We start from the raw sequence: 26,789 nt of genomic DNA, 5'->3' as shown, positions 1-26,789 counted from the left end.
AGCAGCGGTTTTGCCGCCCAGCCAGTGCGCCAGTTCTCGCGCCTGCAGGTGAATGGAGCCTGCGCCACGACAATCACTCCGTACCCCAGGTCGGCCATGACTTCCCGCGTGGCGATACCGAGCACCACCGCCTCGCGCCATTTCTGGAAGCTGGAGAGGAAGAAACGGCTGCGTGAGGTGCGCCCATGCGACCGCCAGGGCGCAACAGTTGCAGCCCACGTTCGACGAAGATCGCCAGCAGGTCGTTCTTGCTGCCCGGATAGGCTCTGGCCAGCAAGTCCTTGACGCCGGTGCCGAGCGCGCCGAACGGCGGATTCATCGCCACCAAATCGAAGGCTTCGCGAGTGAGGTCGATCAGGCGCAAGCCTTCCAGCGCATCCTGGGCAAACAGGCGGCCCTGGGAGGTCGCCTTCGCCGCCCGGCCATAATCTCTCAGGGCGACGCACAGGTGGTCTCCGGTCCTTTGCCAGGTTCCTTGCGCACCTCGTTGACGAAACGCTGCAGGCGATTTCTTGTGGTTTGGTCGAAGGCCATGGACTTAGCCGAATTCCAGGGTGAGGCCCAGGCGTCGTGCATTGACGCCCTGCTTGTGATCCAGGGTAGCGAAACGCTGAATTCCCAACTCCTGGGCGACGGCGATGTGCAAGGCATCGGCGCCCCGAAGCCCCTGCTCAAAATCATCCACCAGAGCCGCCGCTGCGCGGTAAGCGACCCGCGAGACGGGCGTCAAGGTCAGTCCGCCGGCGCTGAGTTGCTCGAAGAGAACGAGCACGTCCTTGGCCTGTCGGCTGAGCAGTTGGCCGATGCGGGTCTTGAGGGCAATGGCGCTGTGGAACTCGGTCAGTGTCCAGTCGGCACTGACCAGCGTCTCGGATAGATCTTCGAACCACTGTTCCACCCGCGCCGTTCCTGTCTCCGGTGTCAACAAAGCCACCCAGACACTGGTGTCGGCGTAGATCATCAGAAACGATCGGCTTGCCGCATCGCCTCGACAACCGGTTCGCCGATCGGTAAATTGGCGCGCAGTGCCCGCGCCTGTTTCAGGAACGCCGCTTTATCGAAGGACTCCGTCGCCATGGGGCGCAAGCGCAGATCGCCTGTTGACGTGACTTCGATTTCCAGAGCGTCGCCCGCCTTGACACGCGCCTGGCGGGCACACTCGCCAGGGATGCGTACCGCCAGGCTGTTGCCCCATTTGGCCAGATGTACTTTCATGCATGGTTTCTCCACGATGTATAGCCGCGTATCTACAGTATCACGCGGGGTCGTTGTTGACCATGACTTCGCGGGTGCAGGTTCCTTGACTCGGTCAATACCTTGCAGCGGGGTGAACGTCGAAGAAACCTGTCGAATGGTCAAGGAGCGAGGCGACGGCGTCAGCCTACCATGCCCGCGCGCGCATCAGGCGTCGTCGAGATGCCAGAAACGCGGAGCACCGGTCGTGCCGCCCAGCCAGTGCGCCAGTTCTCGCGCCTGCAGGTGAATGAGCCTGCGCCACGACAAACTCTCGCCCCGCCAGGCAATGCTTCCCGCAAGCAAGCGCTCCCAGGCTCGGTAAACCACTCCTCGCCGCCCATCGTGCAGCAGGCAGCGGTCGCCCTCGGTCTGAAAGTCGTCGGGAGCGAGTTCCGACTTCAGTAGCCTGGCGCTGAAGCGGTCGGCGAGCGGCCGCAGTGGTTCGACGAGGTCCATCAGCAGTGTTGGCCGGCCATCCTCGGCGGAGTGGTAGAACCCTCCTGAGACGTCGAGCCCGGCTGCGGTAGCACCCACCTCGACCTCGTTGAGCAGCAGGGTATAAACCAGCGAGAGCACGGAATTGACCGGATCGGGCGGCGGATGCTGACGGCGCTGCTCGAAAACGAAAAGGCTGCCTTCCAGATGCTGACGCAAACCGTCGAAGAACGCCCGCGCCGCGGCACCCTCATGGCCACGCAGGCGATCCAGATCCAGGCAATGGTGGCTGGCCAGCAGCCCGTCGGCGATCTCGTGCCGTCCAGGGACGCGCCACTGCCGCAGCAGCCGGCCGTGACCGCGAAGTTTCGCCTGCACCAGTGCGCGGGCGACAGTCATGCACCGGACTGGATCGTCCATCGCCTGGTACTGCTGCTTGCGGAGCATGATCTGGCGGCCGGGCTTTCCCAGCAGGCTGCCGCGAAAACCGCCGCGTAGCGAGGAGAAGATCACCGGGATGCCCTCCCTCAGCAGAACCGCAATGGCGTCGTGGCTGAAGTGCGCGTGTGCAAGCACGATCACCTGTTCGACCTGATGCAGGGGTAGCGCCAGTTCTTCTTCTCCCGTGACCTTGAGGGTCAGTCGTCCCTGCGAGGCGCCGACCTTGACGCCGTGACGATCGATATATAACACGCCGCTCATTCGATCACCCATTCCCTGGCCGGCGGCGGCACCGAATCGGCACGTGCCCGAATGCAGTCAATGCGCTCGTCGCCGACGTGCGGTAACCGTCGAAACGTATCGAGCAGCCTGTCGAAGCGCTGCTGGCGCGTGGCGTCGAGCCAACACAGAAACACCGATTCCTGCACCGGCTCACCGAAACCGAGTAGCAGACGTCGCAGACAGTTTCGGCGGCGGCGGTCGGAAATGTCGTAGGCAACATAGACCGGCAGGGCATGTGGTCTCGCGGCAAGCGCATTTGCCGAAGGCCGATGATCGTGTTGCGATTCCGCTTTCAATCTCGTCTCGAAAAAAATCCAGTACCCAAGCAACGCACGATCCGGGGCCGGATTCAAGACTGTGATCCATTGCTGCCTATACTTCGCGCGGCCAAATTTTCGGTTTTACGTTAAGCCAATGTTGGGTTATAAAGAGAAAATCTGCGCCGCAATCGCAACGGGGCCGTGAATTCATCAACACTTTCTAATGGCCTGAGCAATTTCACGCGCCGGGACTAAATTTATCGCTGCAGGTGCCGTCTACAGAATAGTCGAAGAGGAACTCATGCCATGGGCTCAGGAATCATCGGTGTCGGTCTCAGCGCTCTGCAGGCCGCCCAGTTCGGTCTGCAAACTACCGAACATAATATCGCCAACGTCAATACCCCAGGGTTTTCGCGGCAGCGGACGATCCAGGCGAGCAATTTTGCCCAGCAGACGGGTAGCGGCTTTTTCGGGCAGGGCACGCATGTCGTGACGGTCGAACGCATGTACAGCCGCTTTCTGAACGACCAGGTCAATCGTTCGCAGAGCAGTACGAGTCAACTCGACAGCTATGCCGCTCAAATCACCCAGATCAACAACCTGCTCGCCGATCCGACCACTGGCTTGTCGCCGGCACTACAGGGTTTCTTCACGAGTGCCCAGGAGGTTGCGGCCAATCCTTCCCAATTGGCGAGCCGCCAAATCATGATCGCCAACGCACAGACGCTGAGCACTCGTTATCAGTCGATGGGCGACCAACTCGCCCAGATGTACGACGGGGTGAATGGCCAAATCGAGGCAACCGTCACCAGCATCAATGCCAACATCAAACAGATCGCACTGCTGAACCAGCAAATCTCCGTTGCCCAGGCTGCTACCAGCCAACCCGCCAACGACCTGCTGGATACCCGCGACCAGCTGGTTCTGGATCTGAACAAGCTGATCAAGGCAAAGACCACGACCAATAGCGATGGCAGTTACAATGTATTCATCGGTAGCGGCCAGCAACTGGTCGCCGGCTCGATCACGATGGATCTCGCGACCATGCGATCGCCGGGCGATCCTTCGCGGCGGGTGGTCGGCCAGGAAAGCGTGACTGGTGACCACGAGATCCCGGAGTCGCTGCTCAGTGGCGGGTCGCTCGGCGGATTGCTGGCTTTCCGGAGCGAATCGCTCGATCAGGCGAGCAATGAACTGGGCCGCAACGCGGCCTCGTTGGCTCTCACCTTCAATGCGCAGAGCGCTCTTGGGCAGGATCTGCTCGGTCAGTCGCAGATCTCTCCGGCGCCCCCTGCGCTCAGCAGTTTTACACCGGATCTGTTCCTGGTTTCGCCGCCGAAGGTGATTGCGAATACGAACAATCCGCCTGGTAGCCCGACAGTCAGCGCCACTTTTGTCAACCCTCCCCCGTTCAACGGCAACTTCTATACCGATCTCGGGAGCAGCGATTACCGGCTGAGCGCAGACGCGAGCGGGGTGACGCTGACTCGTCTGTCCGACAACAAGCAATGGAGCGGGGCTGACCTCGGGGTACTCAATACCAATCTGGCAAGCGATCCGCAAGGATTCACGCTGGATCCTTCCCCGACCCTGCTGGAAGGGTCGAGCTATCTCATCCAGCCAACCCGCGACGCTGCCCGTAAGATCACGGTCAATCCGGCGGTTGTGGCGGACGCCAGTCTGATCACGGCTGCCGGGCCAATCCGCACCTCGACAGGGGCGACCAATACCGGATTGGCCAAGGTCTCGGCAGGCAGTGTCGCAGCAGGCTATGCGACGGCTGTGGCAGGAATGCCGATGTCGCTGGTGTACCAGGGCGGCAAGCTGCAGAACTTTCCGGTGGGTGCGCAAGTTTCGATCAATGGTGCCGCTCCGGTGGTGATTGCTGCGAGCACGGATGTCGTCCCTTATACGAGCGGGGCGACGATTGCGTTTCTCGACCCGCTTACGAGTACGCCCGGTTTCAGTTTTACCCTTACTGGTGTGCCCAACAATGGCGATACCTTTAGCATTGCCAGGAATTCCGGTGCGCTCGCCGATGGGCGTAACGCGCTGGTTCTCGCTCAACTCCAGACGCAGCAGACGATGTCCGGGAAATCCTCCTCCTTCCAGGAAGCGTATGCGCAATTGGTCAGCCAGACCGGCAGCAAGACCAATCAGATACAGGTCAGCGGCGCGGCGCAGCAGGCCCTGCTGACGCAGGCCCAAAACAATCGCGAATCGCTCTCGGGGGTCAATCTCGAAGAGGAAGCAGCCAATCTGATTCTTTATCAACAGGCCTATCAGGCCGCGGCCAAGGCCCTGCAAATCGGATCCAGTCTTTTCGAGACGATTCTGCAAATGGCGGCCTAACGGTCATGACTTTTCCAGGCACCCCCGATCATGAAAGTCATGACCGTTTCCCTCTCCCCCAACCCCTCCCCCGCGAGTGGGGAGGGGAGGTTCGTGAGTCGCTGATGCGACTTTCACATCAAGGAGCGTCATATGCGTATCAGTACCAGTCAAGCCTACAGCACTGGTTTGCGCGGCATCGATCGCGGTCAGAATCAGCTCCTCAGGCTGCAGAATCAAATGTCCAGCGGGCGCCGCATGCTGACTTCGGCGGATGATCCTGTCGCCGCCGCCAGAGCACTGTCCGTTTCGCAATCCAGGGACGTCGGCGTCCAATACGCGCGTAACCAGAGTGACGCGACCGCGCGGCTTGGTCTGGTCGACAGCCAGCTCGCCGCCTTGACCGATCTGCTGCAGAGCGCTCGTGAGCGGGTCATTCAGGCGGGCAATACGGTCCTGTCCGACAGCGATCGCCAGGCCATCGCCATTGATCTGGAGGCGAGCTTTGACGGGATGCTCGGGCTTGCCAATAGTCGTGGTGCCGAAGGCGATTACCTGTTTTCAGGGTACCAGGGGGCAACGATCCCGTTTGCCGGCAGTGCGACCTCATCGGTTACTTACGCAGGTGATGATGGCCAGCGTCTGCTGCAGGTGAGTTCGACTCAACAGATGCCGATCAATGTCGCTGGCAGCGATTTGTTCATGAATATCCGGGAAGGCAATGGCACCTTTTCGACGGCAGCCACTGGCGGCGGAGGTTTTTCCAACCAGGGTTCAGGGATCATTGAACCGGGTTCGGTGCTCGATCTCCAGAAATGGCAAAGTGCCTTGAATTCCGGTTTCCCCTGGCAAGGGACGGGAAATTTCTCGCTACAGCTGCAGTTCTCCTCGGTCGCAGGCGTCACCAGTTACCAGTTGTTCGATGCTTCGACGCCAGACTCGTCAGGTACGGCCTTGCCTGCCAAGGCAGTCAGCGCGGTGCTGCCCTTTGTTTCGGGACAGGCCATTCCTCTGGTCACCACCATCCCGGCCGTTGACTTCGGCGCACAGGTGGTGATCAATGGTGTGCCTGCTGCCGGTGATACCTTCACGATCAAGCCAAGCGTCAACAAGAGCGTTTTTCAGACCATGCAGGAGCTGATCGGCCTGCTGCGTTCGCCGCTGCAGACGTCGGGAACGACAAGAACCGACTTCTCCAGCCAGTTGCAGGGGCACCTCAGCAATCTCGATCAGGTGCTGGTCAATGTCAGCCGCGTGCATACGACCGTGGGTGGGTACCTGCAGGAACTGGACGGCCTGAGCAGCAACTCCGAAGCGCTGGATATTCAGTATGCGCAGACCTTGTCGGACCTCCAGGATCTGGATTATGCGAAGGCGATCACCGATTTCACGATGCAGCAGGTCAGCCTGGAAGCCGCGCAGAAGTCTTTTGTACAGATCAGCGGTCTGAGCCTTTTCAAGTACCTTTGATCGGCAAAGACATGAGCATGCGTGTGCCTGCAGGTTTCTTGCTGCTCATCCTGCTGAGTGGCTGTGGAAACGTCGATTGGTACTTGCGGCCGCGTCCAGACAGCAGCCATGTGTCTGACTATTCCTTCAAAGAATCGCAGAATCCGATGCCGAGCGTGGAGCCACTCCGGGCCGCCGTAATCGCCGGAGCGGTCGGTTATTCGGTCAAGGAATATGCGGGCAATGCCGCTTATCTGGGGCTGGCCGTTGCTGCTGCGGTTGCCGCCTATGCCATCTACGATCCTCTGGCACCCAACTGGACGATTGAGGAGAGGATGCTTGATGCCGACACCTACCGTATCTCGATGCGCGCCAAGAGCTTTCGCACCGGTGGCGATGGGGAATCCGGATTGATTTTCAAGCGGCGGGCACTGCAGCTGCAGCGCGAACGAGGTGTTCCCGCGTACCGTATCCTCGACTACTCGGAAGGGATCGACTCGAGTACGCCTTTCACGCACCGTTTCGCGGAAGGCGTGATTCAGCTGGTCCGCGCCGATCCTCCGAAAACGCCTTGAGCGTCATCCCTATACCCATGGCAAGTGTCGGGTCGGCGCGTGACCCGCTGCCCGACTACCAGGAACGCACCCTGCCGGTGTCGAGGTGAACGAACTGGTCGTGCGGATAGAAGCCGACTCCGCCGGCACCCTGGGAGATCGCGGCGTCGCGCAGATCGACCAGGGGAACGCCGGCAAGGCGGAGATCGATGGCCTTGCCCTGCATGTGCAGGCTCTGCTTCGCCACTCCACCGCTGCCGGTGCTGCGCAACCTGGCGTTGGTCTGGGCGCAACGGTAGCCGGAAATGATCTGGAAAGGCTGCTCGCAGTCCAGCTCTTGCCGGAGCTGGAAAAGCAGGTCGAACAATTGCGGGTCGATGCTGCCGATTTCACCCGAGTAATGGTCCCGCAGAAAAAAGTTGAGACGCTGCAGCCCCTCGGGAAGATAGCGATCACCGATGGCAAATACGACAGAGAGGCGTTCGCCGGTATGGGTGTGATCAAACTCGAGGCGGCGCGCATTCGGCAGGGCTGCCAGTGCAGGCTTTGCCAGCGGCAGTGCGGCGCCGGCGATGACCAGACGAGCGGCGTGAGCGAGAAACAGGCGACGTGCGTGAGGCTTCGGCATGACTGCTCCTTGGCAAGGCTAACGGGTTGATTCAGCGGCAATGTTGATGGTGTGGGAAGGCCGGAAGGCGAGCCGGTTCTGGCGCAGGACAGCGTCAAGAAGCGGGTCCTGCCGGTAGATGTCGGGGAAAAAATACACCCGCCCATCCCGGACGACTGCCGTGTGGTAGGCGATGACCACAGGCAATTCTTCCTGCAGGCGGATGGTCGTGGATTTGCCTTTGCGCATCGCCTGCACGATGCGCGCTTCGCTCCATTCCGGTGCATCGGCGAGGACGAATTTCGCCAGCGCCACTGGCGCCTCGACGCGAATGCAGCCGTGACTGAAATCGCGCCGGTCGCGTTTGAAGAGTTGTGGTGTCGGTGTGTGATGAAGATAGATGTTGTCCTTGTTGGGAAACACGAATTTGATATCGCCGAGGGCATTGCCTGCCCCGGGTTTCTGACGGATGCGCATCTGGCCGCGTTGCACTGCGTCGAGATTGGCCCCGGAAAAGCCGCTGATGACGCGGCCTTCGCTGTCGACGAATTCGAAGCCCTGTCGGTCGAAATAGCCTGGATCGCTGCGCAGCCTGGGCAAGGTTTCGCTCCTGGCGATCGATGGTGGGACGTTCCAGTAGGGGCTGAACTCGATGAAGCGCATTTCGGCATCAAAAAGCGGGGTCGGGGACTTGCGTGCCGTACCGACGATGACCTTCATCGCGGTCTTGATCTCGATCCTGCCGTCACGGACATGATATCCACTCAGCATGAACTCCGGAAGGTTGACCACGATCGTACGCGGCGCTGACAGCAGCGGCGTCCAGCGCAGCCGTTCGAGCGCCAGTTCGAGCTGGCGGGCGCGGCTTGCCGGCGGCACATGCAGTAACCCGAAGGTATCTTTTCCGAGCACGCCGTCGGGCACCATGCCATGCCGTTCCTGAAATGCCTGCACGCCTTCGACGATGGCTCCCTCGTAGCGTGCTGGCGGCACGATGTCGGCGCGCAGGTCTCCGAGTAATTCGAGTCGCTGCCACAGGTCCGCAATGCCGGCGTATTTTTCGCCGGGCCTCAGTTTGCCCTTGGGCAGCGCTGGCAGATCCTGTTGCCAGGCGGGATGGCCGGCCAGTTCGCGGTAGCGGGCAAGCGCCTCCCGCAAAGCAACGTACTGCGGCAGGGCGGGCGCCACGCTGCGGGCAGCTTCGGCGAGACGGTCATCGGTGATCGCCGAAGTCAGCAAGAAATCGACGTCGAAAGCTCCAGCTGCCTGGCTATAGTTTGCGCCAAGCTGATGCGGATCGACGCGCCCGAAGTGCAGGTCGGTGAGAAAGCGCCGCATCGCCGCAGTCAGGGCGAGATCGATCCTGGCGACCTGATCTTCTGCCAGTGCCTGTCCGCTGATTGCATTTTCGATGGCCATTCGCAGCCAATCGGTGTTGTAGTCCTGTGCTTCCAGACCGTCCGCATCTGCCTCGGCAAGCAGCTCCACGGCCTGCTGGGCAGCAAGCGTTGGGCGCTCTGCAGCGAACCATAGCGGCGCCTCGGTCGCGAAAGAGAGACTACTCGCCACCGTCAGCCCGATGGCCAGGCGGATTGCCGGAAAATGCCAGTCTCGAAAGCGGCGGACAGGTGTTGTGGGGAAGAGCGGCGAACGGGAAGGCATAAGGAAGCCAGGAATGTTGCGGACTGCGCATTATCCATCATCAACGGATCGTACTGGGTGTTGCAGGTGGATTCGGCCAATCCGGACGGCCATTGTAGACTGCATCCACTGCTGGTGATGAGCCCCGGCAACTTGCTTGGTGGAGCGTATAATCCGCATGGGAAGTCGGTCAGGCAGCCGCTGGGCAATAGGTGCAAACCTTGAGCCGAGAGGAAAGTCCGGGCTCCGCAGAGCAGGATGCCGGTTAACGACCGGGCACCGTGAGGTGACGGAAAGTGCCACAGAAATCAAACCGCCGATGTTCTCGCGCATGTGGGAGCAGGCAAGGGTGAAACGGCGAGGTAAGAGCTCACCGCGGCCGTGGTAACACGGACGGCACGGTAAACCCCATCCGGAGCAAGGCCAAATAGGGAAGCATGGGCGTGGCTCGCGCTGCTTCCGGGTAGGCTGCTTGAGCGTGCTGGTAACAGTACGTCTAGAGGAATGGCTGTCCACGACAGAACCCGGCTTATCGACCGGCTTCCCACTTTCCTACTGTTCCACCTTTCCGGCATGGCGGGCAGCGATCGCTGTCCCTGCTCCAGTGTTCGCTCGCATGTTGCATCGCTGCCAAATGTTCGCTTCCATCTCGTCGTTTGTACCAACACTTAGGAAGCAATCTTGAGAAATTACTTTAAGTGTGGTGATTGCAGCATTGTTTTATAGCAAGTAATCTCCTTTCTAACTACCTCAAAAGTCGCTCATAAGTCCTTGTAGCCATTGAGAAATGTAAAGCTGTACCTCTTGCTTTAGGCGAGTCCTTAACTTAAAGTGGGAGTAAGTGGCGAAAAGTGGGAAAATGTCGGTTTTGATGGGCGGACAGCAAGGGTTGGTTTGATGTTTCAGGGTGCGGCAGCGTTAAGTCTTGATGCCAAGGGCAGGCTCGCCATTCCGGCGCGTCACCGGGAGGCGCTTGCGTCTGCTGCCAGCGGCCGACTGGTCCTGACCGCCCACCCGCACCGCTGCCTGCTGCTCTATCCCGAACCTGCGTGGGAACCGATCCGCGACAAGGTGTTGTCGGCTTCGAGTTTCAATCTGCAGGCAGCGGCCATCAAGCGTCTGTTGGTGGGTAACGCCCGCGAGGAAAGCATGGATGCTGCCGGTCGCCTGTTGATCGCGCCCGAACTGCGCCAGTTTGCACAACTCGAGAAGCAGGTCTGGCTCGTTGGCCAGGGGAGCCATTTCGAAATCTGGTCGGACGCGGGCTGGCAAAAGCAACAGGAGGCTGTTTTCGCTCTTGGCGATCAGTTCCTGCCTCCCGGTCTCGAAGATCTGGCGCTGTGAGCGCGCCATTGCAGCATCAAACCGTTCTGCTGCGGGAGGCGGTTGAAGCTCTGGAGATCAAGCCCGCAGGAACCTACGTCGACGGCACCTTCGGTCGGGGTGGCCATACGCGAGCAATTCTCGAACGACTCGGGCCGAACGGTCGTCTGTTGGCACTCGATCGTGATCCGCAGGCGGTGGAACTGGCCCGCGCAATCCAGGATCGGCGCTTGCTCGTCATGCATCGCCGTTTCGCCGATCTGGTCGATGCCTTACGGCAGGCAGGTGTTGCAGTAGAGAAGGGCGTCGATGGCGTGCTTCTCGATATCGGGGTCTCTTCGCCGCAACTGGATGAGGGAGCACGCGGTTTCAGTTTTCGCTACGACGCGCCGCTCGATATGCGGATGGATACGACACAAGGTGAGACCGCCGCACAGTGGCTGCTACGGGCCAGTGTGCAGGAGATCACGGAGGTCATAAGGAATTATGGTGAAGAACGGTTTGCTTTCCAGATTGCAAAGAAGATTGTGGCTGCTCGGGGAGAGCGGCCGCTTACAACCACGGGGGAACTTGCCGCCCTTGTACGCGCGGCCGTGTGGACCCGCGAGCCCGGGCAGGACGCGGCGACGCGTACCTTTCAAGCTCTACGGATTCATATCAATCAAGAACTCCAGCAACTCGCGCTAGTCCTGCCCGAGACCATGACCGTCTTGAAACAAGGAGGGCGCCTGGTGGTGATCAGTTTCCACTCGCTCGAAGACCGGATCGTCAAGCGCTTCATGCGTGAGCAGGCGGCGCCTGACTGCTTGCCCAGGAAGCTGCCCTTGCGTGCCAATGAACTGCCGCAGCCAGGACTTCGCCTGATTGGCAAGCCGCGTCGAGCGAGTGCTGCGGAAGTCACTGCGAACCCACGGGCGCGCAGTGCGGTGATGCGCGTCGCCGAGAAACTGGCCAGGGCCAGGGAGGCCGCCTGAAATGGTTCGCCTGAATATTTTCCTGTTGCTGGCGGTGGTGATCTGCAGCCTGGCCGTAGTGACTTCACAGCACAAGGCGCGCAAGATTTTTCAGGCGCTTGAGGCCGAGCAGGAGCATGCGCGGCAACTCGAGGTCGAGTTCGGGCAGTTGCAACTGGAACTCTCGACCTGGGGAACGGCGCCACGAATCGAGAAAATTGCTCGCGAGAAGCTGAAGATGCGTGCGCCGGAAACGGGCCACGTGATCACCGCAATCCCCACCGGAGGCTTGCCGCAATGATGCGTTTCAAAGGTCAAGTGGCGCACAAGTTCGCCGAAAGCCCATTATTACAGATGCGCCTGCCGCTCTGGCGCTCGCGCCTGATGGCTCTGCTGATTCTCGGTTCGTTCGGCGTGCTGATCGGACGAGCATTCTACCTGCAGACCCTGAACAATGATTTCCTGCAGGAAAAGGGCGAATCCCGCTATCGGCGCGATATCGAAATCAGTGCTTCGCGCGGACGGATTGCCGACCGGCACGGGGACGTCCTGGCCATTTCGACGCCGATGAAGTCGATCTGGGCGATTCCGCCAGCAACGACGCTGACGCCTGTGCAGGCGAGGCAGTTGGCCGCTCTGCTGGAGACCGACGTCAAGCAGCTGACCCGCAAACTGGACACCGACAAAACCTTCGTTTTTCTTCGCCGCCAGATCCCGCCTGCCGTGGCCGACCAGGTGGCGGCGCTCAAGTTGCCTGGCATCGGCCAGGACAAGGAATACCGTCGCTTCTATCCGACCGGTGAAATGACTGCGCACATGGTCGGCTTCACCGGCGTTGACGACAAGGGACTCGAAGGTGTCGAACTGGCGTTTCATCGCCAACTGCTGGGCCAGCCCGGTAGCCGTAGCGTCATCAAGGATCGGCGCGGCCAGATCGTCGAGGACGTCGGCTCGATCAAGCCGCCGCAGGATGGCAAGGAGATTCGGCTGGCGCTCGATTCGAAGATTCAGTATCTGGCCTACAGCCACCTGAAGCAGGCGATTGCCGACAACAATGCCAAGGCTGGTGGCGTCGTCGTGGTCGATGTCAGGACAGGTGAGATCCTCGCCTTGGCCAACTGGCCAACCTATAACCCGAACAATCGCGAGGGTCTGTCCGGGAGCCAGTTGCGCAATCGTGCGGTGACCGATACCTTCGAACCTGGTTCGACACTCAAGCCTTTCACTATCGCCCTGGGAATTGAGGCGGGCAAGGTCCGTTCCGACACGATCATCAACTGCGCGCCAGGACGCCTGACCATTGGCAATGCGACGATTTCCGACGCGCATCCCCACGGCGCGCTGAGTGTCGCCGAGGTCATCCAGAAATCCTCCAATGTCGGTGCAGCCAAGATTGCGGCCATGCTGCCGTCGCAGAAAATGTGGCAGATGTTCGACGATGTCGGTTTTGGCCAGGTGCCACGCCTGGGCTTTCCTGGCGAGGTGAGTGGCCGGGTGCGTCCATGGAAGAACTGGCGGCCAATCGAACAGGCAACGATGGCTTATGGGCATGGCATTTCAGTGTCCCTGATCCAGTTGGCGCGCGCTTATACGGCTTTTGCACGCGATGGGGACGTGCTGCCCCTCTCGCTGACCCAGGTTGAGTCGTCTACGCCCAGCGGTATGGCCGTATTCAGCCCGAAGACCGCGCGTGAGGTGCGCAGTATGCTCGAAATGGCTGTTCTGCCAGGCGGAACGGCGCCGAAGGCGCAGATTCCCGGCTATCGTGTGGCCGGCAAAACGGGTACGGCACACAAGCTCGTCGGTGGTCGCTATGCGAACAAGTACGTTTCGTCTTTCGTCGGTTTTGCGCCCGCATCGGATCCGCGCCTGATCGTCGCGGTGATGATCGACGAGCCGGGTGCCGGCAAACACTATGGTGGCGATGTTGCGGCACCGGTGTTTGCCTCCGTCATGGGAAGCTCCTTGCGGACCCTCGGCATTGCGCCGGACGTGCCGCTGGTGGTCGCGCAAAGCCCGAAAGCGCCGACACCCAAGGCGAGGCTGTGAGCACGCAGGCGACTCTCGCACGCAGTGACGCTGCCAGCGCAAGCTTGGCGCGGCTGGCAGCGCTTGGCGTCGTGCCGAATCGTGTCACGGATGACAGCCGCCAGGTTCTTCCCGGCGACCTGTTTCTGGCCTATCCCGGCGATCTTGCCGACGGCCGCCGCTACATTGCCGAGGCCATCGCCAACGGCGCTGCTGCGGTCTTCTGGGAGGCGACGACCACCAGCACGGCTGATTTCGCCTGGAACAGCGCCTGGAGAATTGCCAATCTGCCGATCATCGGTCTGCGTGCGCTTTGCGGACCGCTGGCGCACGCCATCTACGGGCATCCGAGTGAGCGCCTGTCGCTGCTTGCGGTCACCGGTACCAACGGCAAGACCAGCGTCACGCAGTGGATCGGTGCCAGCCACCCGCGCTGCTGCGCGATCATCGGCACGCTGGGTGCGGGTTTGCCCGGTCAGATGGTCGAGACCGGTTTCACGACACCCGAAGCGACCACGTTGATGCGCTGCCTGGCCCATTTTGCCGATGCGGGAGCACAAGCCTGTGCGCTCGAAGCAAGTTCGATCGGCATTGCCGAAGGACGTCTCGACGGCGTTCGCGTTGACGTCGCGGTGTTCACCAATTTGACGCGCGATCACCTCGACTACCATGGCACGATGGCGGACTATGCAGAGGCCAAAGCCAGATTGTTCACCTGGCCGCGACTGCGTCTGGCGGTCAGCAATCTTGACGATCCCTACGGGCGTGAACTGGCCGCGCTGAGTACGGCGACCAAGGTGCTTGGCTACACCCAGCAAAATCTGCCCGACGACCGGCAGGGAACGATCCGCGCCGAGAATGTCGAAGAAACCATCGACGGTCTGCGTTTCCGGCTTTGCGCCCCGAGCGGTCGCGCTCTGGTCGAGACCGGCCTGCTCGGCCGTTATAACGTCTCCAATCTGCTCGCCGTGGCGGCGGTATTGCTTGACGCCGGCCTGACTCCGCAGGCGGTCGCCGAGCGTCTTGCCACGCTGAATTCGCCGGCAGGCCGCCTGGAGAAGATTGGCGGTGGCAACGAACCCTTGGTCATCGTCGATTACGCCCATACCCCGGATGCCCTGAAAAGCGCCTTGCTCGCGCTCCGTCCGATGGCCATTGCCCGTGGTGCCGGTCTGACCGTCATTTTCGGCTGTGGCGGTGATCGGGATCGCGGCAAGCGGCCGTTGATGGGAGATGTTGCTGTCCGCCATGCCGACCGCGTTGTGCTGACCAGTGACAATCCGCGCAGTGAGGATCCGCAGGCCATTCTTGACGATATCCGCGTTGCTGCCACCGGCGTTGAAATCATTGCCGATCGCGCCGAAGCGATTCGCCGCACCATTCTCCTGGCGCATCCGGCCGAGGTGGTGTTGATTGCCGGCAAGGGGCACGAATCCTATCAGGAGATCGCCGCTGTGCGTCGGCCGTTTTCGGACGCTGGCGAGGCGCGTGCCGCCCTCGCTGCCCGCCAGGAGATGACAAGATGATGGATCTCCTCGCTGCGGCACGTGCCACGGCCGCCAGACTGATCGGCGACAACGTGACTTTCTGCGGTGTGTCGACCGACAGCCGTAGCATTGCTGCAGGTGAGCTTTTCGTTGCGCTGCGCGGGGAGAACTTCGACGGCCACGAATTCGTGGCGGCAGCCCAGATGCGTGGTGCGGTCGCCGCGATCGTTGCTGCAGACGCTGCCGAAAGCCTGCGCGCGCTGGGCCTGCCACTGCTGCAGGTGGCCGAGACGCGGCTGTCGCTGGGTGCCCTGGCCGCCGATTGGCGGAGCCGTTTCACGCTGCCTATGATCGCCGTGACCGGCAGTAACGGCAAAACCACGACCAAGGAGATGATCGCCAGCATCCTCCAGGCGGCCTTCGCCGAGGCGGTATTGTCTACGCAGGGTAATTACAACAACGACATCGGCCTGCCCTTGACCCTGCTCCGGCTCAACGCCACTCATCGCGCGGCGATCATCGAGATGGGCATGAATCGTCCCGGTGAAATTGCCTATCTCGCGGGCATCGCCCGTCCCACGGTTGCCGTGGTGACCAATGCACAGCGCGCCCATCTCGCCGGAATGGGTACGCTGCAAGCGATCGCCAGCGAAAAGGGCAGCATCTACAGCGGCCTCGATGAAGACGGCATCGCGGTTTTCAATGCCGACGACCAATGGGCCGATTTGTGGCGCACCCAGAGTCGCGGACTCGGGGTGATGACTTTCGGTCTGGAGCAGGCGGCTGATGTCACTGGCAAGTCCACCCTGCATGGTCTGGATAATCGCCTCAGCGTCTGCGCTCCACAGGGTCGGTTCGAGGTCCTGCTGGCCCTGCCGGGCCAGCACAATGCGCGCAACGCCCTCGCCGCTGCCACTGCCTGTCTGGCGGCCGGCGTCTCGCTGGACGCCGTGCAGGCGGGGCTGGCCAGCTTTCGTGGTCTCCAGGGCCGCCTGCAGCGACGCACTGCCCTGCATGACGCGGTGCTGCTTGACGATACCTATAACGCCAACCCCGACTCGGTGCGCGCCGGCATCGATGTGCTCGCGGCGACGATCGGCAAGAAGGTGCTGGTGCTTGGCGACATGGGTGAGATCGGCGAGATGAGCGCCCAGTTTCACGACGAGATCGGCGGCTACGCCAAGAGCCAGGGAATCGATCGCCTGTTCGCGCTGGGTGAAGCCAGTGCACTTGCCGCTCACAACTTCGGTTCCGGTGGTGAGTACCATACGCATATCGACCAGCTGATCGAAGCATTGACCGCTGAACTCACACCGGAGACGACCGTCCTCGTCAAGGGATCGCGCTTCATGCGCATGGAACGGGTGGCGAACGCCATCAGTGTTCCGGCACCCGAGGGGGGCAAGTAATGCTGCTGCTGTTGACGCAATGGTTGGCACAGGACGTGCGGGCTTTCAATGTGTTCGGGTACATCACCTTGCGCACGGTGCTGGCTGCGATGACCGCGCTGATCATTTCCTTCATTGCCGGACCGCGCGTGATTCGCTGGCTGGCCGCCAAGAAGATCGGCCAGGCGGTGCGGCGCGATGGCCCGCAAACGCACCTGATCAAATCCGGTACGCCGACCATGGGCGGGGCCCTGATCCTGATCGCCATCGTCATTACCACGCTGTTGTGGGGTGACCTCAGCAATCGTTATGTCTGGGTGGTGCTGATCGTGACCGTTGGCTTCGGCGGCATCGGCTGGTACGACGACTGGCAAAAAGTGGTGCATCGCAATCCGCGAGGTCTGCCGGCTCGCTGGAAGTATATCTGGCAATCGGCAATCGGTCTGGTGGTGGCACTCTATCTCGGCCTGACTGCCAGCGGACCGGCACAGCTGGAGCTGATCGTTCCCTTCTTCAAGACCGTTTCCTATCCACTCGGTATCTTCGGCTTCATTGTCCTCAGCTATCTGGTCGTCGTCGGCACCAGCAATGCCGTTAACCTGACCGATGGCCTCGATGGCCTGGCGATCATGCCGACGGTGATGATCGCCAACGCCTTGGCCATCTTCGCCTACGTCGCCGGCAACGCCGTCTATGCCAAGTACCTGTTCCTGCCGTACATCCCGGGCGCTGGTGAACTGGCGATCTTCCTTGGGGCGATGGCAGGTGCCGGGCTCGGTTTCCTGTGGTTCAACGCTTACCCGGCGGAAGTGTTCATGGGGGATGTCGGCGCACTGGCACTGGGTGCAGCGCTCGGCACCGTGGCCATCATCGTCCGCCAGGAGATCGTGCTGGCGATCATGGGTGGCATTTTTGTGGCCGAAACACTGTCGGTGGCTGCCCAGGTTCTCTACTACCGGTGGAGCGGGGGCCGGCGGATTTTCCGCATGGCGCCGCTGCACCACCATTTCGAACTCGGCGGCTGGAAAGAGACGCAGGTAGTCGTCCGCTTCTGGATCATCACCATCATGTTGGTGCTGGTCGGCCTGTCAACCCTGAAGCTGCGCTGACATGGACCTTCAGGGAAAGCGGACACTCGTCGTCGGCCTCGGCGAAAGCGGACTGGCGATGGCCAGGTGGCTGGCGCGGCAGGGCGCGGTCGTCCGCGTCGCCGATAGCCGCGAGATTCCACCACGAACCGCCGCGCTGCGCGCGGCAGTGCCCGCGGCGACCTTGTTTGCCGGCCCGTTTACGCCAGCGACTTTTGCCGGGGCCGAACTGATCGCCATTTCTCCCGGCGTCCCCAGGCAGGAACCGCTGGTTCAGAAGGCGGCAGCGCTTGGCGTCCCGGTGGTGTCCGAGATCGAACTGTTTGCCTGGGGCCTCCGCCAGTGGTCGCCGCAGGCGCGGGTGATTGCAATTACCGGCAGCAATGGCAAGACCACCACCACCGCTCTGACCGGTGTTCTGTGTCGTGCCGCCGGTCGCAGCACGGCGGTTGCCGGCAACATCAGCCCGGCGGCGCTGGACGCCTTGATGAGCGCAATCGACAGCAACGAACTGCCGGCCGTCTGGGTGCTGGAGCTGTCGAGTTTTCAGCTCGAAGCGACGCAGACGCTGGCAGCCGCGGCCGCGACCTTGCTCAATGTCAGCGAGGATCATCTCGATCGCTATGACGGTCTCGAAGAGTACGCCGCCAGCAAGGCGCGCATTTTCCAGGGCAACGGCATCATGGTCCTCAATCGCGACGATGCCCGCAGCCTGGCGGCAGCCCGTGACGGGCGCCAGGTAGTGACCTTCGGTCTCGATCAGCCAGCGCGCCGCTGTGACTACGGGCTGGTCGATGCCTGCATCGTTCGTGGCAGCGACCCGCTCGTCAAGCTCGCCGACATGAAACTCGTCGGGCGCCACAACGCAGCCAACGCGATGGCGGCGCTGGCCTTGTGCGAGGCGATCGGTATCGAGCCGCACTCGGTGTTGCCGGCGCTGACGGCCTTCAGCGGTCTTGCGCATCGCGTCGAGTGGGTCGCCGAAATCAATGGTGTCAGCTACTTCGACGACTCGAAAGGGACCAATGTCGGTGCAACCCTGGCGGCAATTCAAGGCCTCGGTCGCCCCTTGGCGATCATCCTGGGCGGCGACGGCAAGGGCCAGGACTTCTCGCCCCTGAGAACTGCCATCGACCAGCATGCGCGTGCCGCGGCACTGATCGGACGCGATGCTCCATTCATCGCCGCTGCCCTCGAGGGTTGTCGCATCCCCCTGCAATATTGCACCGACATGGTTGCGGCGGTTCGCTGGTGCGCCACGCAAACGCAAGCTGGTGATGCCGTGCTGCTTTCTCCGGCCTGCGCCAGCATGGACATGTATCGTGACTACGCGCATCGTGCCGAAGCATTCGTTGCCGCCGTGCGTGCCATCGAAAGAGAGGCTGCCTGATGTTGGGAACTCTGGACTCGCCGCGCCGCCTGCCGTCGGAAATCGATCTGGCGCTGCTGTGGGGTACCTTGATGCTGCTGGTGATCGGCATGGTCATGGTCTATTCGGCGTCGATGGCGACGGCCGAGGCCGGCCGCCAGACCGGCAATCAGCCGGCGTATTTTCTGGTACGACATGCGGTTTTTCTGATCATCGCGCTGGTCGCCGCCGCTGTCGCCTTTCAGATCCCGCTATCGACCTGGCAAAGATGGTCGCCGTGGCTCTTCGTTGCCGGCTTTGCGTTGCTGGCGCTGGTGCTGATTCCCGGGATTGGCCGCGATGTCAACGGAGCCCGCCGCTGGCTTCCGCTCGGGATCGTCAATCTGCAGCCGTCCGAATTGATGAAGCTGTTTGCGGTCCTTTATGCGGCGGACTACACCGCCCGCAAGATGCCGCACATGCATGATCTCAAAAAAGCCTTCCTGCCTCTGGCCAGCGCGATGGTCGCGGTGGGCATCCTGCTGCTCAAGGAACCCGACTTCGGCGCCTTCGTGGTGATCATCTCGATAGCCATGGGAATTCTTTTCCTCGGGGGGATGCGGGCGCGTCTGTTCGTCATCCTGATCCTCGTCCTGGCCGCCGCCTTCGCCGCGCTGATCATTTTTTCACCTTACCGGCGTGATCGCATCTTTGGTTTCATGGATCCCTGGGCGGACGCCTTTGGTCGCGGCTACCAGCTTTCGCATGCCCTGATTGCCTTCGGGCGGGGCGAGCTGTTCGGCGTCGGCCTCGGCGCAAGCGTCGAGAAGCTGTTCTACCTGCCCGAGGCGCACACCGATTTTCTGCTCGCGGTGATCGCCGAAGAACTCGGTTTTGTCGGCGTTCTGGTGGTCATCGTCTTGTTCGGCCTGCTGATCCAGCGCGCTTTTGCGATCGGTCGTCAGGCAGTGGCCCTTGAGCGTCTGTATTCCGCGCTGGTGGCACAGGGGATTGGCGTCTGGCTGGGGGTGCAGAGTTTCATCAATATGGGCGTGAACATGGGTCTGCTGCCGACCAAGGGACTGACGCTGCCCCTGATGAGTTTTGGCGGTTCAGGCATCCTGGCCAACTGCGTGGCCCTGGCGGTCCTCTTGAGAATCGATTGGGAAAATCGCCAGTTGATGCGCGGAGCCAAGGTATGAGCGGCATGCGTATGCGCAGCCTTGTCGCCTCTACTTTGCCGGGCAGCCCTCGCACCGGAGTTCCGGCATGAGCAGAACCTTGCTGGTCATGGCGGGGGGTACCGGCGGACACGTCTTTCCGGCCCTGGCGGTGGCTGATCTGCTCAAGAGCCGAAACTGGCATGTGGTCTGGATGGGCGCTCCGGATGGCTTGGAAGCGAAGCTCGTTCCCGCGCATGGCTACGAGATGGCCTGGGTTCGTTTTGCCGCCTTGCGCGGCAAGGGGCTGCTGCGCAAACTGCAGCTTCCGTTCCGTCTGTTTGCCGCATGCTGGCAGGCGCGGCGCGAGATTCGCCGGGTCAGACCGGATGTGGTTCTCGGAATGGGCGGTTACGTCAGCTTTCCCGGTGGCCTGATGGCGGCGCTGCTCGGTCGCCCACTGATCATTCATGAACAGAATTCGATCGCCGGTCTGGCCAACCGGGTGCTCGCCAGATTTGCCAAGCGGGTCGCCTGTGGTTTTCCGAATGCGCTGCCGAGTGGCGTCTGGGTCGGCAATCCACTGCGTCCGGAGATGAATCATCTGCCGGCGCCGGCACAGCGATTTGCCGGACGCGAAGCGCCGGTGCATCTGCTGGTCCTCGGCGGCAGCCAGGGTGCCGTTGCGCTGAACGAAATCGTACCCCAGGGTCTGGCCCTGATCGATGCCGAACAGCGGCCGCTGGTGGTGCATCAGGCCGGCGCCAGGCATCTGGCGCAATTGCAGGAAAATTATGCAGCCGCTGCGGTGCAGGCGCACTGCGTCGCTTTCATCGAAGACATGGCTGGCGCCTACGAGTGGGCTGACCTGGTGATCTGTCGTGCTGGTGCACTCACAGTCGCCGAACTGGCTGCCACCGGCGTGGCCAGTGTTCTGATTCCCTTTCCGCACGCGGTGGACGATCATCAGACACTCAATGCAAATTTTCTGTCGCTGGCTGGCGGCGCCATCCTGCTGCCACAGGACCAGATGACACCAGAATCGATCAGCGAACTTTGCAAGTGTCCGCGCAGCCGCTTGCAGGAAATGGCCGAAAGAGCCCGTGAACTGGCCAAACCCGAGGCGACGGCGGAGCTTGCCCGGATGTGCGAGGAGCTGGTCAATTGAAACACAAGGTCAAGAACATCCACTTCGTCGGCATCGGCGGTGCCGGCATGAGCGGTATTGCCGAAGTGCTGGCCAACCTCGGTTTTTCGGTGAGCGGCTCGGACCTGGCCGATAGTTCGACTATCAGGCGCCTCGCTGCTCTCGGCGTGCGCACCGTGGTCGGGCATGCTGCCGCGAATGTCGCTGCCGCGGATGCGGTGGTGATTTCTTCCGCGGTCAAGTCCGACAATCCAGAGGTGATCGCAGCACGCAGCCGCAAGGTACCGGTGGTGCCGCGCGCGCAGATGCTGGCCGAACTGATGCGGCTCAAGCAGGGAATTGCCGTCGCCGGCACGCACGGCAAGACGACGACGACCAGTCTGGTGGCGTCGATTCTCGCCGAGGGCGGCATGGACCCGACTTTCGTCATCGGGGGCCGTCTCAACGCCGCCGGCGCCAATGCCCGTCTGGGATCCGGCGATTTTCTGGTGGCCGAGGCCGATGAGTCCGACGCGTCGTTTCTGTTGCTCTCGCCGGTGATCTCGATCGTCACCAACATCGACGCAGACCACATGGAGACCTATGGTCATGATTTCAGCCGGCTCAAGCAGGCCTTCGTCGATTTTCTGAACCGCCTGCCCTTTTATGGCGTGGCGGTACTCTGTGCTGACGACGCCAACGTCCGTGAAATCATGCCCCTGGTCAGCAAGCAGATCGTCACTTACGGTCTCGATCCTGCGGCCAGTTGCTATGCAGAGAACGTCACCGCGGTCGATGGTCAGATGCGTTTTGATTGTGTGCGCGTCAACGGCAGCGTCAACCGCTTGTCGGTCACGCTCAATCTGCCGGGGAGGCATAACGTCCTGAACGCCCTGGCAGCGATTGCGGTCGCTGGTGAACTGGGTATCGCCGATGCCGCCATCGCCAAGGCATTGACTGAATTCAGAGGAGTCGGTAGACGTTTTCAGCGCTATGGTGAGATTGTCCTGCCGGCTGGCGGGCAATTCACGCTGGTCGACGACTACGGTCATCACCCGGTCGAGATGCGAGCGACGCTCGCGGCTGCGCGTGGTGCTTTCCCCGGTCGTCGCCTGTTGTTGGCTTTTCAGCCGCATCGCTATACCCGGACGCGCGACTGCTTCGACGATTTCGTCAAGGTGCTGGGTGGTGTAGACGCGCTGGTGCTGAGCGAAGTATATGCCGCGGGTGAACAGCCGATCGTTGCTGCCGATGGTCGAGCGCTGGCACGTGCGCTGCGTGTTGCCGGCAAGGTCGAACCGCTGTTCGTCGAGGCCATTGGCGATCTCCCGCAAGCGATCCTCGATGTCGCCCGTGATGGCGATGTGGTGATGACGATGGGCGCCGGCTCGATCGGTTCGGTTCCCGGCAAACTGGCTGCCGCGTAAGGTGAGGGCAATGGACGTCCAGAATTTCGGTAAGGTTGCGGTACTTTTCGGAGGTCGTTCCGCCGAGCGCGAGGTGTCGCTGAACAGCGGCAGCCGCGTGCTGGCGGCTTTGCGGCGGCAGGGCGTTGACGCGCATGCCTTCGATCCGGCAGAGCGCAAGCTCGACGAACTGGCGGCTTTCGAGCGTGCGTTCATCGCGCTGCACGGGCGCTATGGCGAAGATGGCACGATCCAGGGGGTACTCGAACTGATGGGCATTCCCTACACGGGCAGTGGTGTGATGGCCTCGGCGCTGGGGATGGACAAATGGCGCTGCAAGTTGCTCTGGCGTGCCGCAGGTCTGCCGGTGCCGGAATACGCGCTGCTCGATGCTGCCAGCGACCTCGCGCAGCTGGCGGCAGGATTGGGGCTGCCGCTGTTCGTCAAGCCAGCCTGCGAGGGGTCATCGATCGGCATCAGTAAAGTCAAGCGGGTCGGCGATCTGGGGGCAGCCTATGCAGAAGCAGCCAGGCATGATTCGCTGGTGATCGCCGAGCGTGCGATCCTTGGCGGCGAATACACAGTCGCCATCCTCGGCGAGCAGGCGCTGCCGATCATCAAAATCGAGCCGGCTAGCGAGTTCTACGATTACGAAGCCAAATACCTGCGCGACGATACCGCTTACCGTTGCCCTTGCGGTCTCCCGGAGAACCTGGAAAACGAACTTCGCCAGCGGGCACTCGAAGCATTCCGGATCCTTGGCGGCCGCGGCTGGGGGCGGGTCGATTTCCTGATGGACGAGGCAAAGGTATCGGGCGAAAGTCGGGCCTACTTCCTTGAGGTGAACACCTCGCCAGGGATGACCGACCACTCGCTGGTGCCGATGGCTGCGCGTGCTGCCGGCATGAGCTATGACGAACTGGTGGTGCGCGTGCTTGCACTTGCCACCCTGGGATGAGCGATGTGGCACAAACCGCACCTGCTGATGGCTGTCTCGGATCTGCTCTTCCTGGCGGGCACTGCTGCCTTGCTGGTTGCCGCCGTTGTCTGGGGAACGCCGCGCCTGCGTCTGTTTCCTCTGGCCGAATTGCAGGTGATCAACGAATTGCAGGAGGTACAACGCAGCGAAATCGAGCAATCGCTGTCGGAACTGCTGCGTGGCAATTTCTTTACCGTCGATGTGGACGCACTGCGTCGGTCGCTGGAACAATTGGCCTGGGTACGGCGTGCCGAGGTCTGGCGAAAATGGCCGGCACGTCTCGAGGTCCGTATCGAGGAACATCAGGCAGCGGCCTATTGGGGCGATGGGGAGGGGCAGTTGGTCAATACGTATGGCGAACTTTTTCCGGCCTCGCTGTCGCGGGAGCAGGTGCTGCCGCGGCTGAGTGGGCCGATTGGCTCCTCGGGCGAGGTCCTGCGGCATTACGAGGAGTTCGTACAGATCCTGAAACCAAGCGGCCGACTGCCGGCGCAGGTGGCGCTGTCGCCGCGCCTGGCATGGCTCCTGAAACTGGAGGATGGCATGTTGATTGAACTCGGTCGCGAACAGGCAAAGGCGCCGATCCGTATGCGCCTGCAGCGTTTCGTCGACTACTACCCGACCTTGTCGGACGCCCGCCGTGGGCGGCCAATGGCGGTGGATATGCGGTATCCAAACGGTTTCGCATTGCGCTTTCCGGCCAGTGCAGGTCAAGAAGTCAAAGGAAAGAAATGAGCAGGGATAGCAAGGATCTGATCGTTGGACTCGACATCGGCACCTCGAAAATTGTGGCGCTGGTCGCCGAACTCACTCCGGAAGGGCGAGTGAACGTCATCGGCATGGGTTCCCAGGAATCGAAAGGGCTGAAAAAGGGGGTCGTGGTCAACATCGAGGAGACCGTCGCCACTATTTCACGTGTTCTGCAGGAAGTGGAACTGATGGCCGATTGCAAGGTTCGCGACGTGTATACCGGCATCGCCGGCAGTCACATCCGGAGCTTCAACTCGAACGGAATGGTCGCCATCAAGGACAAGGAAGTCACGACGATGGACGTCGAAAGGGTGATCGAGACGGCGCGCGCCATGCCAATCCCTGCCGACCAGGAAATCCTGCACATTCTGACGCAGGAATTCATCATCGACGACCAGGATGGCATCCGCGAGCCGATCGGCATGAGCGGCTTTCGCCTTGAGGTGAAAGTGCACATCGTTACCGGTGCGGTTTCGGCGGCTCAGAATATCGTCAAATGCGTTCGCCGCTGTGGGCTGGAGGTGAACGATCTGGTGCTGCAACCGCTTGCCTCCAGCTGTGCCGTCCTCTCGGAAGACGAAAAGGATCTCGGGATCTGCCTGATCGACATCGGCGGTGGCACCACCGATCTGGCGGTGTGGACACAGGGAGCCATTCGTCACACTTCGATCATTCCGATCGCCGGTGACCAGATCACCAACGACATCGCGATGGCGCTGCGTACGCCAACACGCGAGGCCGAGGACATCAAACGCAAGTATGGTTGTGCGCTTGCCCATCTCGCGGACCCGGCAGACGTCCTCGACGTTGCCGGTGTGGACGACCGTCCTTCACGCAAGCTGTCGCGCCGGGCGTTGGCGGATGTCATTCAGCCACGCGTCGAGGAACTGTACGAATTGATTCAGGCGGAACTTCGTCGCTCCGGTTTCGAGGACGTTTTGTCTTCCGGCATCGTGCTGACCGGCGGCGCTTCGGTGATGCCAGGGATGATCGAGCTTGGCGAAGAAATTTTCCATATGCCGGTCCGGCTGGGCGTACCCAAGTATCAGGGTGCCCTCTCCGACGTGGTGCAGAGCCCCCGCTTTGCGACCGCTTGTGGATTGCTGCTGGAAGCACAGACGCAACGCAAGCGTGGCTTGAAGGTACGGGAAACCCGCGATGTCAAACAGGTCTTCGGCCGCATGAAGTCGTGGTTCGAAAAGAATTTCTGATCGGATCGTGGACCAGAATTACCGGTTTTTTACAAGTTTATTGATTTTTTATTTTTGCAGAGGAGACGACCATGTTTGAAATCATCGACAAGGAAGAAGGCGAACGGGATACCGTCATCAAGGTGATCGGGATCGGTGGTGCCGGTGGCAACGCCGTCGATCACATGATCCGCGAGGGTGTCAATGGCGTGGACTTCATCACCGCCAATACCGATTCCCAGGCGCTCGGCCGCAGTATTGCCGTTCACAAGCTGCAACTAGGCAAGACCGGCCTCGGCGCTGGTGCCAAGCCCGAAGCCGGGCGTAGCGCTGCGATCGAGGAGCGCGAAGCCATCGTCGAGTCGCTCAGAGGTGCGCACATGGTATTCATCACCGCCGGCATGGGGGGCGGAACGGGTACCGGTGCCGCGCCGATCGTTGCCGAAGTGGCCCGCGAACTCGGGGTGCTGACCGTCGCCGTGGTCACCAAGCCCTTCGGTTTCGAAGGCAAGCGCCTGAAAGTGGCGGACGTCGGGATTGCCGAACTGCAGAAGCATGTCGATTCACTGATCGTCATCCTCAATGACAAACTGATGGACGTTCTCGGTGATGATGTTTCCATGGATGACGCCTTCAAGGCCGCCGATAACGTCTTGCGTAACGCCGTCGGCGGCATTGCCGAAATCATCAACTTCCCGGGACTGGTCAACGTCGACTTCGAGGACGTACGGACGGTCATGGGCGAGATGGGAATGGCCATGATGGGCTCTGCGAACGCTGCGGGTGTCGACCGGGCGCGAATTGCTGCCGAACGCGCCGTTTCGTCGCCGCTTCTCGAAGGTGTCAACCTGTCCGGCGCCAAGGGTGTGCTGGTGAATATCACCGCCACGCGTTCCCTGAAAATGAAGGAAGTCAATGAAGTGATGACCACCGTTCGCGCCTTTGCGGCTGACGACGCGCACATCATCTTCGGCGCAGTGTATGACGAAAATATGGGCGAGGACATCCGGGTGACGGTGGTGGCCACCGGTCTTGGCCAGGCACAGGCCAAACGCTTCGAAGTGATCAACAGCTCGATCAACCAGGGCACCGGTACCGACGGCCGTTTCGCGCATGGTCCGAACATTGACTACTCGTCGCTCGATCAGGTTCCGGCGATCGTCCGCAAGGGGCGCAGTGCAACCGTCGAAGCGCTGGCCAATAGCGGTGTCGATCGCTACGATATTCCGGCCTTTCTGAGGAAACAGGCGGACTAGGCCTGGCAAGTGGTCGTCACTCTCCTGTGGGGATTGGCGGGTTCCTGGGCCGGCCAGCCTGTGCTAGAATC

Annotated in this window: 25 protein-coding genes and 1 other RNA gene; 19 read left to right on the top strand and 7 right to left on the bottom strand. The window is 61.5% G+C overall.

Features of this window, described 5'->3' with window-relative positions; all coding sequences use genetic code 11:
• Positions 1-73: 73 nt before the first annotated feature.
• The 5 genes from V5B59_RS10855 to cas2 all read right to left on the bottom strand — a co-directional run bounded on the left by V5B59_RS10855 (position 74) and on the right by cas2 (position 2,690).
• Positions 74-364, bottom strand: coding sequence for an Eco57I restriction-modification methylase domain-containing protein (locus tag V5B59_RS10855; RefSeq protein ID WP_211203338.1), 291 nt, complete (start codon positions 362-364; stop codon positions 74-76).
• Positions 365-538: 174 nt separating this feature from the next.
• On the bottom strand, positions 539-961 hold the full coding sequence (locus V5B59_RS10850) for a type II toxin-antitoxin system VapC family toxin (RefSeq protein WP_169069832.1): 423 nt from the start codon (positions 959-961) through the stop codon (positions 539-541).
• The gene (locus tag V5B59_RS10845) at positions 961-1,215 is read right to left on the bottom strand and encodes an AbrB/MazE/SpoVT family DNA-binding domain-containing protein (RefSeq protein WP_169069833.1); all 255 of its coding nucleotides are present in this window, start codon (positions 1,213-1,215) and stop codon (positions 961-963) included. Before V5B59_RS10845 ends, V5B59_RS10850 begins: the two co-directional genes overlap by 1 nt.
• A 186-nt stretch (positions 1,216-1,401) precedes the next feature.
• Positions 1,402-2,373, bottom strand: a complete 972-nt coding sequence (gene cas1, locus V5B59_RS10840) for a CRISPR-associated endonuclease Cas1 (protein WP_169069834.1) — start codon at positions 2,371-2,373, stop codon at positions 1,402-1,404.
• The gene (gene cas2 / locus V5B59_RS10835) at positions 2,370-2,690 is read right to left on the bottom strand and encodes a CRISPR-associated endonuclease Cas2 (RefSeq protein WP_248594749.1); all 321 of its coding nucleotides are present in this window, start codon (positions 2,688-2,690) and stop codon (positions 2,370-2,372) included. The genes cas1 and cas2 overlap by 4 nt, the downstream gene beginning before the upstream one ends.
• A 270-nt stretch (positions 2,691-2,960) precedes the next feature.
• On the opposite strand from cas2, the gene flgK reads away from it, so the two are divergent.
• From flgK to V5B59_RS10820, 3 genes are all read left to right on the top strand, one after another.
• The gene (flgK, locus tag V5B59_RS10830) at positions 2,961-5,006 is read left to right on the top strand and encodes a flagellar hook-associated protein FlgK (protein ID WP_169069835.1); all 2,046 of its coding nucleotides are present in this window, start codon (positions 2,961-2,963) and stop codon (positions 5,004-5,006) included.
• A gap of 132 nt (positions 5,007-5,138) precedes the next feature.
• Positions 5,139-6,455: a flagellar hook-associated protein FlgL gene (gene flgL, locus V5B59_RS10825; protein WP_169069836.1), complete on the top strand. Its 1,317-nt coding sequence runs from the start codon at positions 5,139-5,141 to the stop codon at positions 6,453-6,455.
• Between the two features lie 146 nt (positions 6,456-6,601).
• Positions 6,602-7,009, top strand: coding sequence for a hypothetical protein (locus V5B59_RS10820; protein WP_169069837.1), 408 nt, complete (start codon positions 6,602-6,604; stop codon positions 7,007-7,009).
• A gap of 55 nt (positions 7,010-7,064) precedes the next feature.
• Here V5B59_RS10820 and V5B59_RS10815 read toward each other — a convergent pair whose 3' ends face one another.
• Complete coding sequence (locus tag V5B59_RS10815) at positions 7,065-7,616, bottom strand: YcbK family protein (protein WP_169069838.1); 552 nt, start codon at positions 7,614-7,616, stop codon at positions 7,065-7,067.
• A gap of 18 nt (positions 7,617-7,634) precedes the next feature.
• Entirely contained in the window at positions 7,635-9,257 is a 1,623-nt protein-coding gene (locus V5B59_RS10810) for a L,D-transpeptidase family protein (RefSeq protein ID WP_332351866.1), read from the bottom strand.
• Between the two features lie 161 nt (positions 9,258-9,418).
• Here V5B59_RS10810 and rnpB point away from each other — a divergent pair.
• From rnpB to ftsZ, 16 genes are all read left to right on the top strand, one after another.
• Positions 9,419-9,784, top strand: an RNA gene (gene rnpB, locus V5B59_RS10805) — RNase P RNA component class A.
• A 349-nt stretch (positions 9,785-10,133) separates the two neighbouring features.
• On the top strand, positions 10,134-10,580 hold the full coding sequence (gene mraZ / locus V5B59_RS10800) for a division/cell wall cluster transcriptional repressor MraZ (RefSeq protein ID WP_034920297.1): 447 nt from the start codon (positions 10,134-10,136) through the stop codon (positions 10,578-10,580).
• Positions 10,581-10,588: 8 nt separating this feature from the next.
• Positions 10,589-11,533, top strand: a complete 945-nt coding sequence (gene rsmH, locus V5B59_RS10795; protein WP_169069839.1) for a 16S rRNA (cytosine(1402)-N(4))-methyltransferase RsmH — start codon at positions 10,589-10,591, stop codon at positions 11,531-11,533.
• A gap of 1 nt (position 11,534) precedes the next feature.
• Positions 11,535-11,813 carry a cell division protein FtsL gene (gene ftsL, locus V5B59_RS10790; protein WP_169069840.1) on the top strand — a complete coding sequence of 93 codons (279 nt, stop codon included), beginning with the start codon at positions 11,535-11,537 and terminating at the stop codon, positions 11,811-11,813.
• On the top strand, positions 11,810-13,561 hold the full coding sequence (locus V5B59_RS10785; RefSeq protein ID WP_169069841.1) for a peptidoglycan D,D-transpeptidase FtsI family protein: 1,752 nt from the start codon (positions 11,810-11,812) through the stop codon (positions 13,559-13,561). Before ftsL ends, V5B59_RS10785 begins: the two co-directional genes overlap by 4 nt.
• Positions 13,558-15,066, top strand: coding sequence for a UDP-N-acetylmuramoyl-L-alanyl-D-glutamate--2,6-diaminopimelate ligase (locus V5B59_RS10780; protein WP_169069842.1), 1,509 nt, complete (start codon positions 13,558-13,560; stop codon positions 15,064-15,066). The genes V5B59_RS10785 and V5B59_RS10780 overlap by 4 nt, the downstream gene beginning before the upstream one ends.
• Positions 15,063-16,436, top strand: coding sequence for a UDP-N-acetylmuramoyl-tripeptide--D-alanyl-D-alanine ligase (locus V5B59_RS10775; RefSeq protein ID WP_169069843.1), 1,374 nt, complete (start codon positions 15,063-15,065; stop codon positions 16,434-16,436). The genes V5B59_RS10780 and V5B59_RS10775 overlap by 4 nt, the downstream gene beginning before the upstream one ends.
• Positions 16,436-17,524 (top strand): phospho-N-acetylmuramoyl-pentapeptide-transferase, encoded by a 1,089-nt coding sequence (gene mraY, locus V5B59_RS10770; RefSeq protein WP_034917238.1) that lies wholly within the window; start codon positions 16,436-16,438, stop codon positions 17,522-17,524. Before V5B59_RS10775 ends, mraY begins: the two co-directional genes overlap by 1 nt.
• 1 nt (position 17,525) lies before the next feature.
• Positions 17,526-18,893: a UDP-N-acetylmuramoyl-L-alanine--D-glutamate ligase gene (gene murD / locus V5B59_RS10765; protein WP_169069844.1), complete on the top strand. Its 1,368-nt coding sequence runs from the start codon at positions 17,526-17,528 to the stop codon at positions 18,891-18,893.
• A complete protein-coding gene (ftsW, locus tag V5B59_RS10760) occupies positions 18,893-20,053 on the top strand; it encodes a putative lipid II flippase FtsW (protein ID WP_169069845.1) in 1,161 nt (386 codons plus the stop codon). Before murD ends, ftsW begins: the two co-directional genes overlap by 1 nt.
• Positions 20,054-20,120: 67 nt before the next feature.
• Complete coding sequence (gene murG, locus V5B59_RS10755) at positions 20,121-21,179, top strand: undecaprenyldiphospho-muramoylpentapeptide beta-N-acetylglucosaminyltransferase (protein ID WP_034910773.1); 1,059 nt, start codon at positions 20,121-20,123, stop codon at positions 21,177-21,179.
• A complete protein-coding gene (gene murC, locus V5B59_RS10750; RefSeq protein ID WP_169069846.1) occupies positions 21,176-22,564 on the top strand; it encodes a UDP-N-acetylmuramate--L-alanine ligase in 1,389 nt (462 codons plus the stop codon). The genes murG and murC overlap by 4 nt, the downstream gene beginning before the upstream one ends.
• A gap of 10 nt (positions 22,565-22,574) precedes the next feature.
• Positions 22,575-23,501 carry a D-alanine--D-alanine ligase gene (locus V5B59_RS10745; protein ID WP_034915718.1) on the top strand — a complete coding sequence of 309 codons (927 nt, stop codon included), beginning with the start codon at positions 22,575-22,577 and terminating at the stop codon, positions 23,499-23,501.
• A gap of 3 nt (positions 23,502-23,504) precedes the next feature.
• On the top strand, positions 23,505-24,257 hold the full coding sequence (locus V5B59_RS10740) for a cell division protein FtsQ/DivIB (RefSeq protein ID WP_169069847.1): 753 nt from the start codon (positions 23,505-23,507) through the stop codon (positions 24,255-24,257).
• Positions 24,254-25,483: a cell division protein FtsA gene (ftsA, locus tag V5B59_RS10735; protein WP_034945042.1), complete on the top strand. Its 1,230-nt coding sequence runs from the start codon at positions 24,254-24,256 to the stop codon at positions 25,481-25,483. Before V5B59_RS10740 ends, ftsA begins: the two co-directional genes overlap by 4 nt.
• Positions 25,484-25,554: 71 nt before the next feature.
• Positions 25,555-26,718 carry a cell division protein FtsZ gene (ftsZ, locus tag V5B59_RS10730; RefSeq protein ID WP_169069848.1) on the top strand — a complete coding sequence of 388 codons (1,164 nt, stop codon included), beginning with the start codon at positions 25,555-25,557 and terminating at the stop codon, positions 26,716-26,718.
• Positions 26,719-26,789: the final 71 nt, after the last annotated feature.

The sequence above is a fragment of the Candidatus Accumulibacter contiguus genome, assembly GCF_036625285.1.
Lineage (GTDB): Bacteria > Pseudomonadota > Gammaproteobacteria > Burkholderiales > Rhodocyclaceae > Accumulibacter > Accumulibacter contiguus.
Note: the sequence above shows the minus strand (reverse complement) of the source record. Positions and strands in the feature narration are given on the sequence as shown.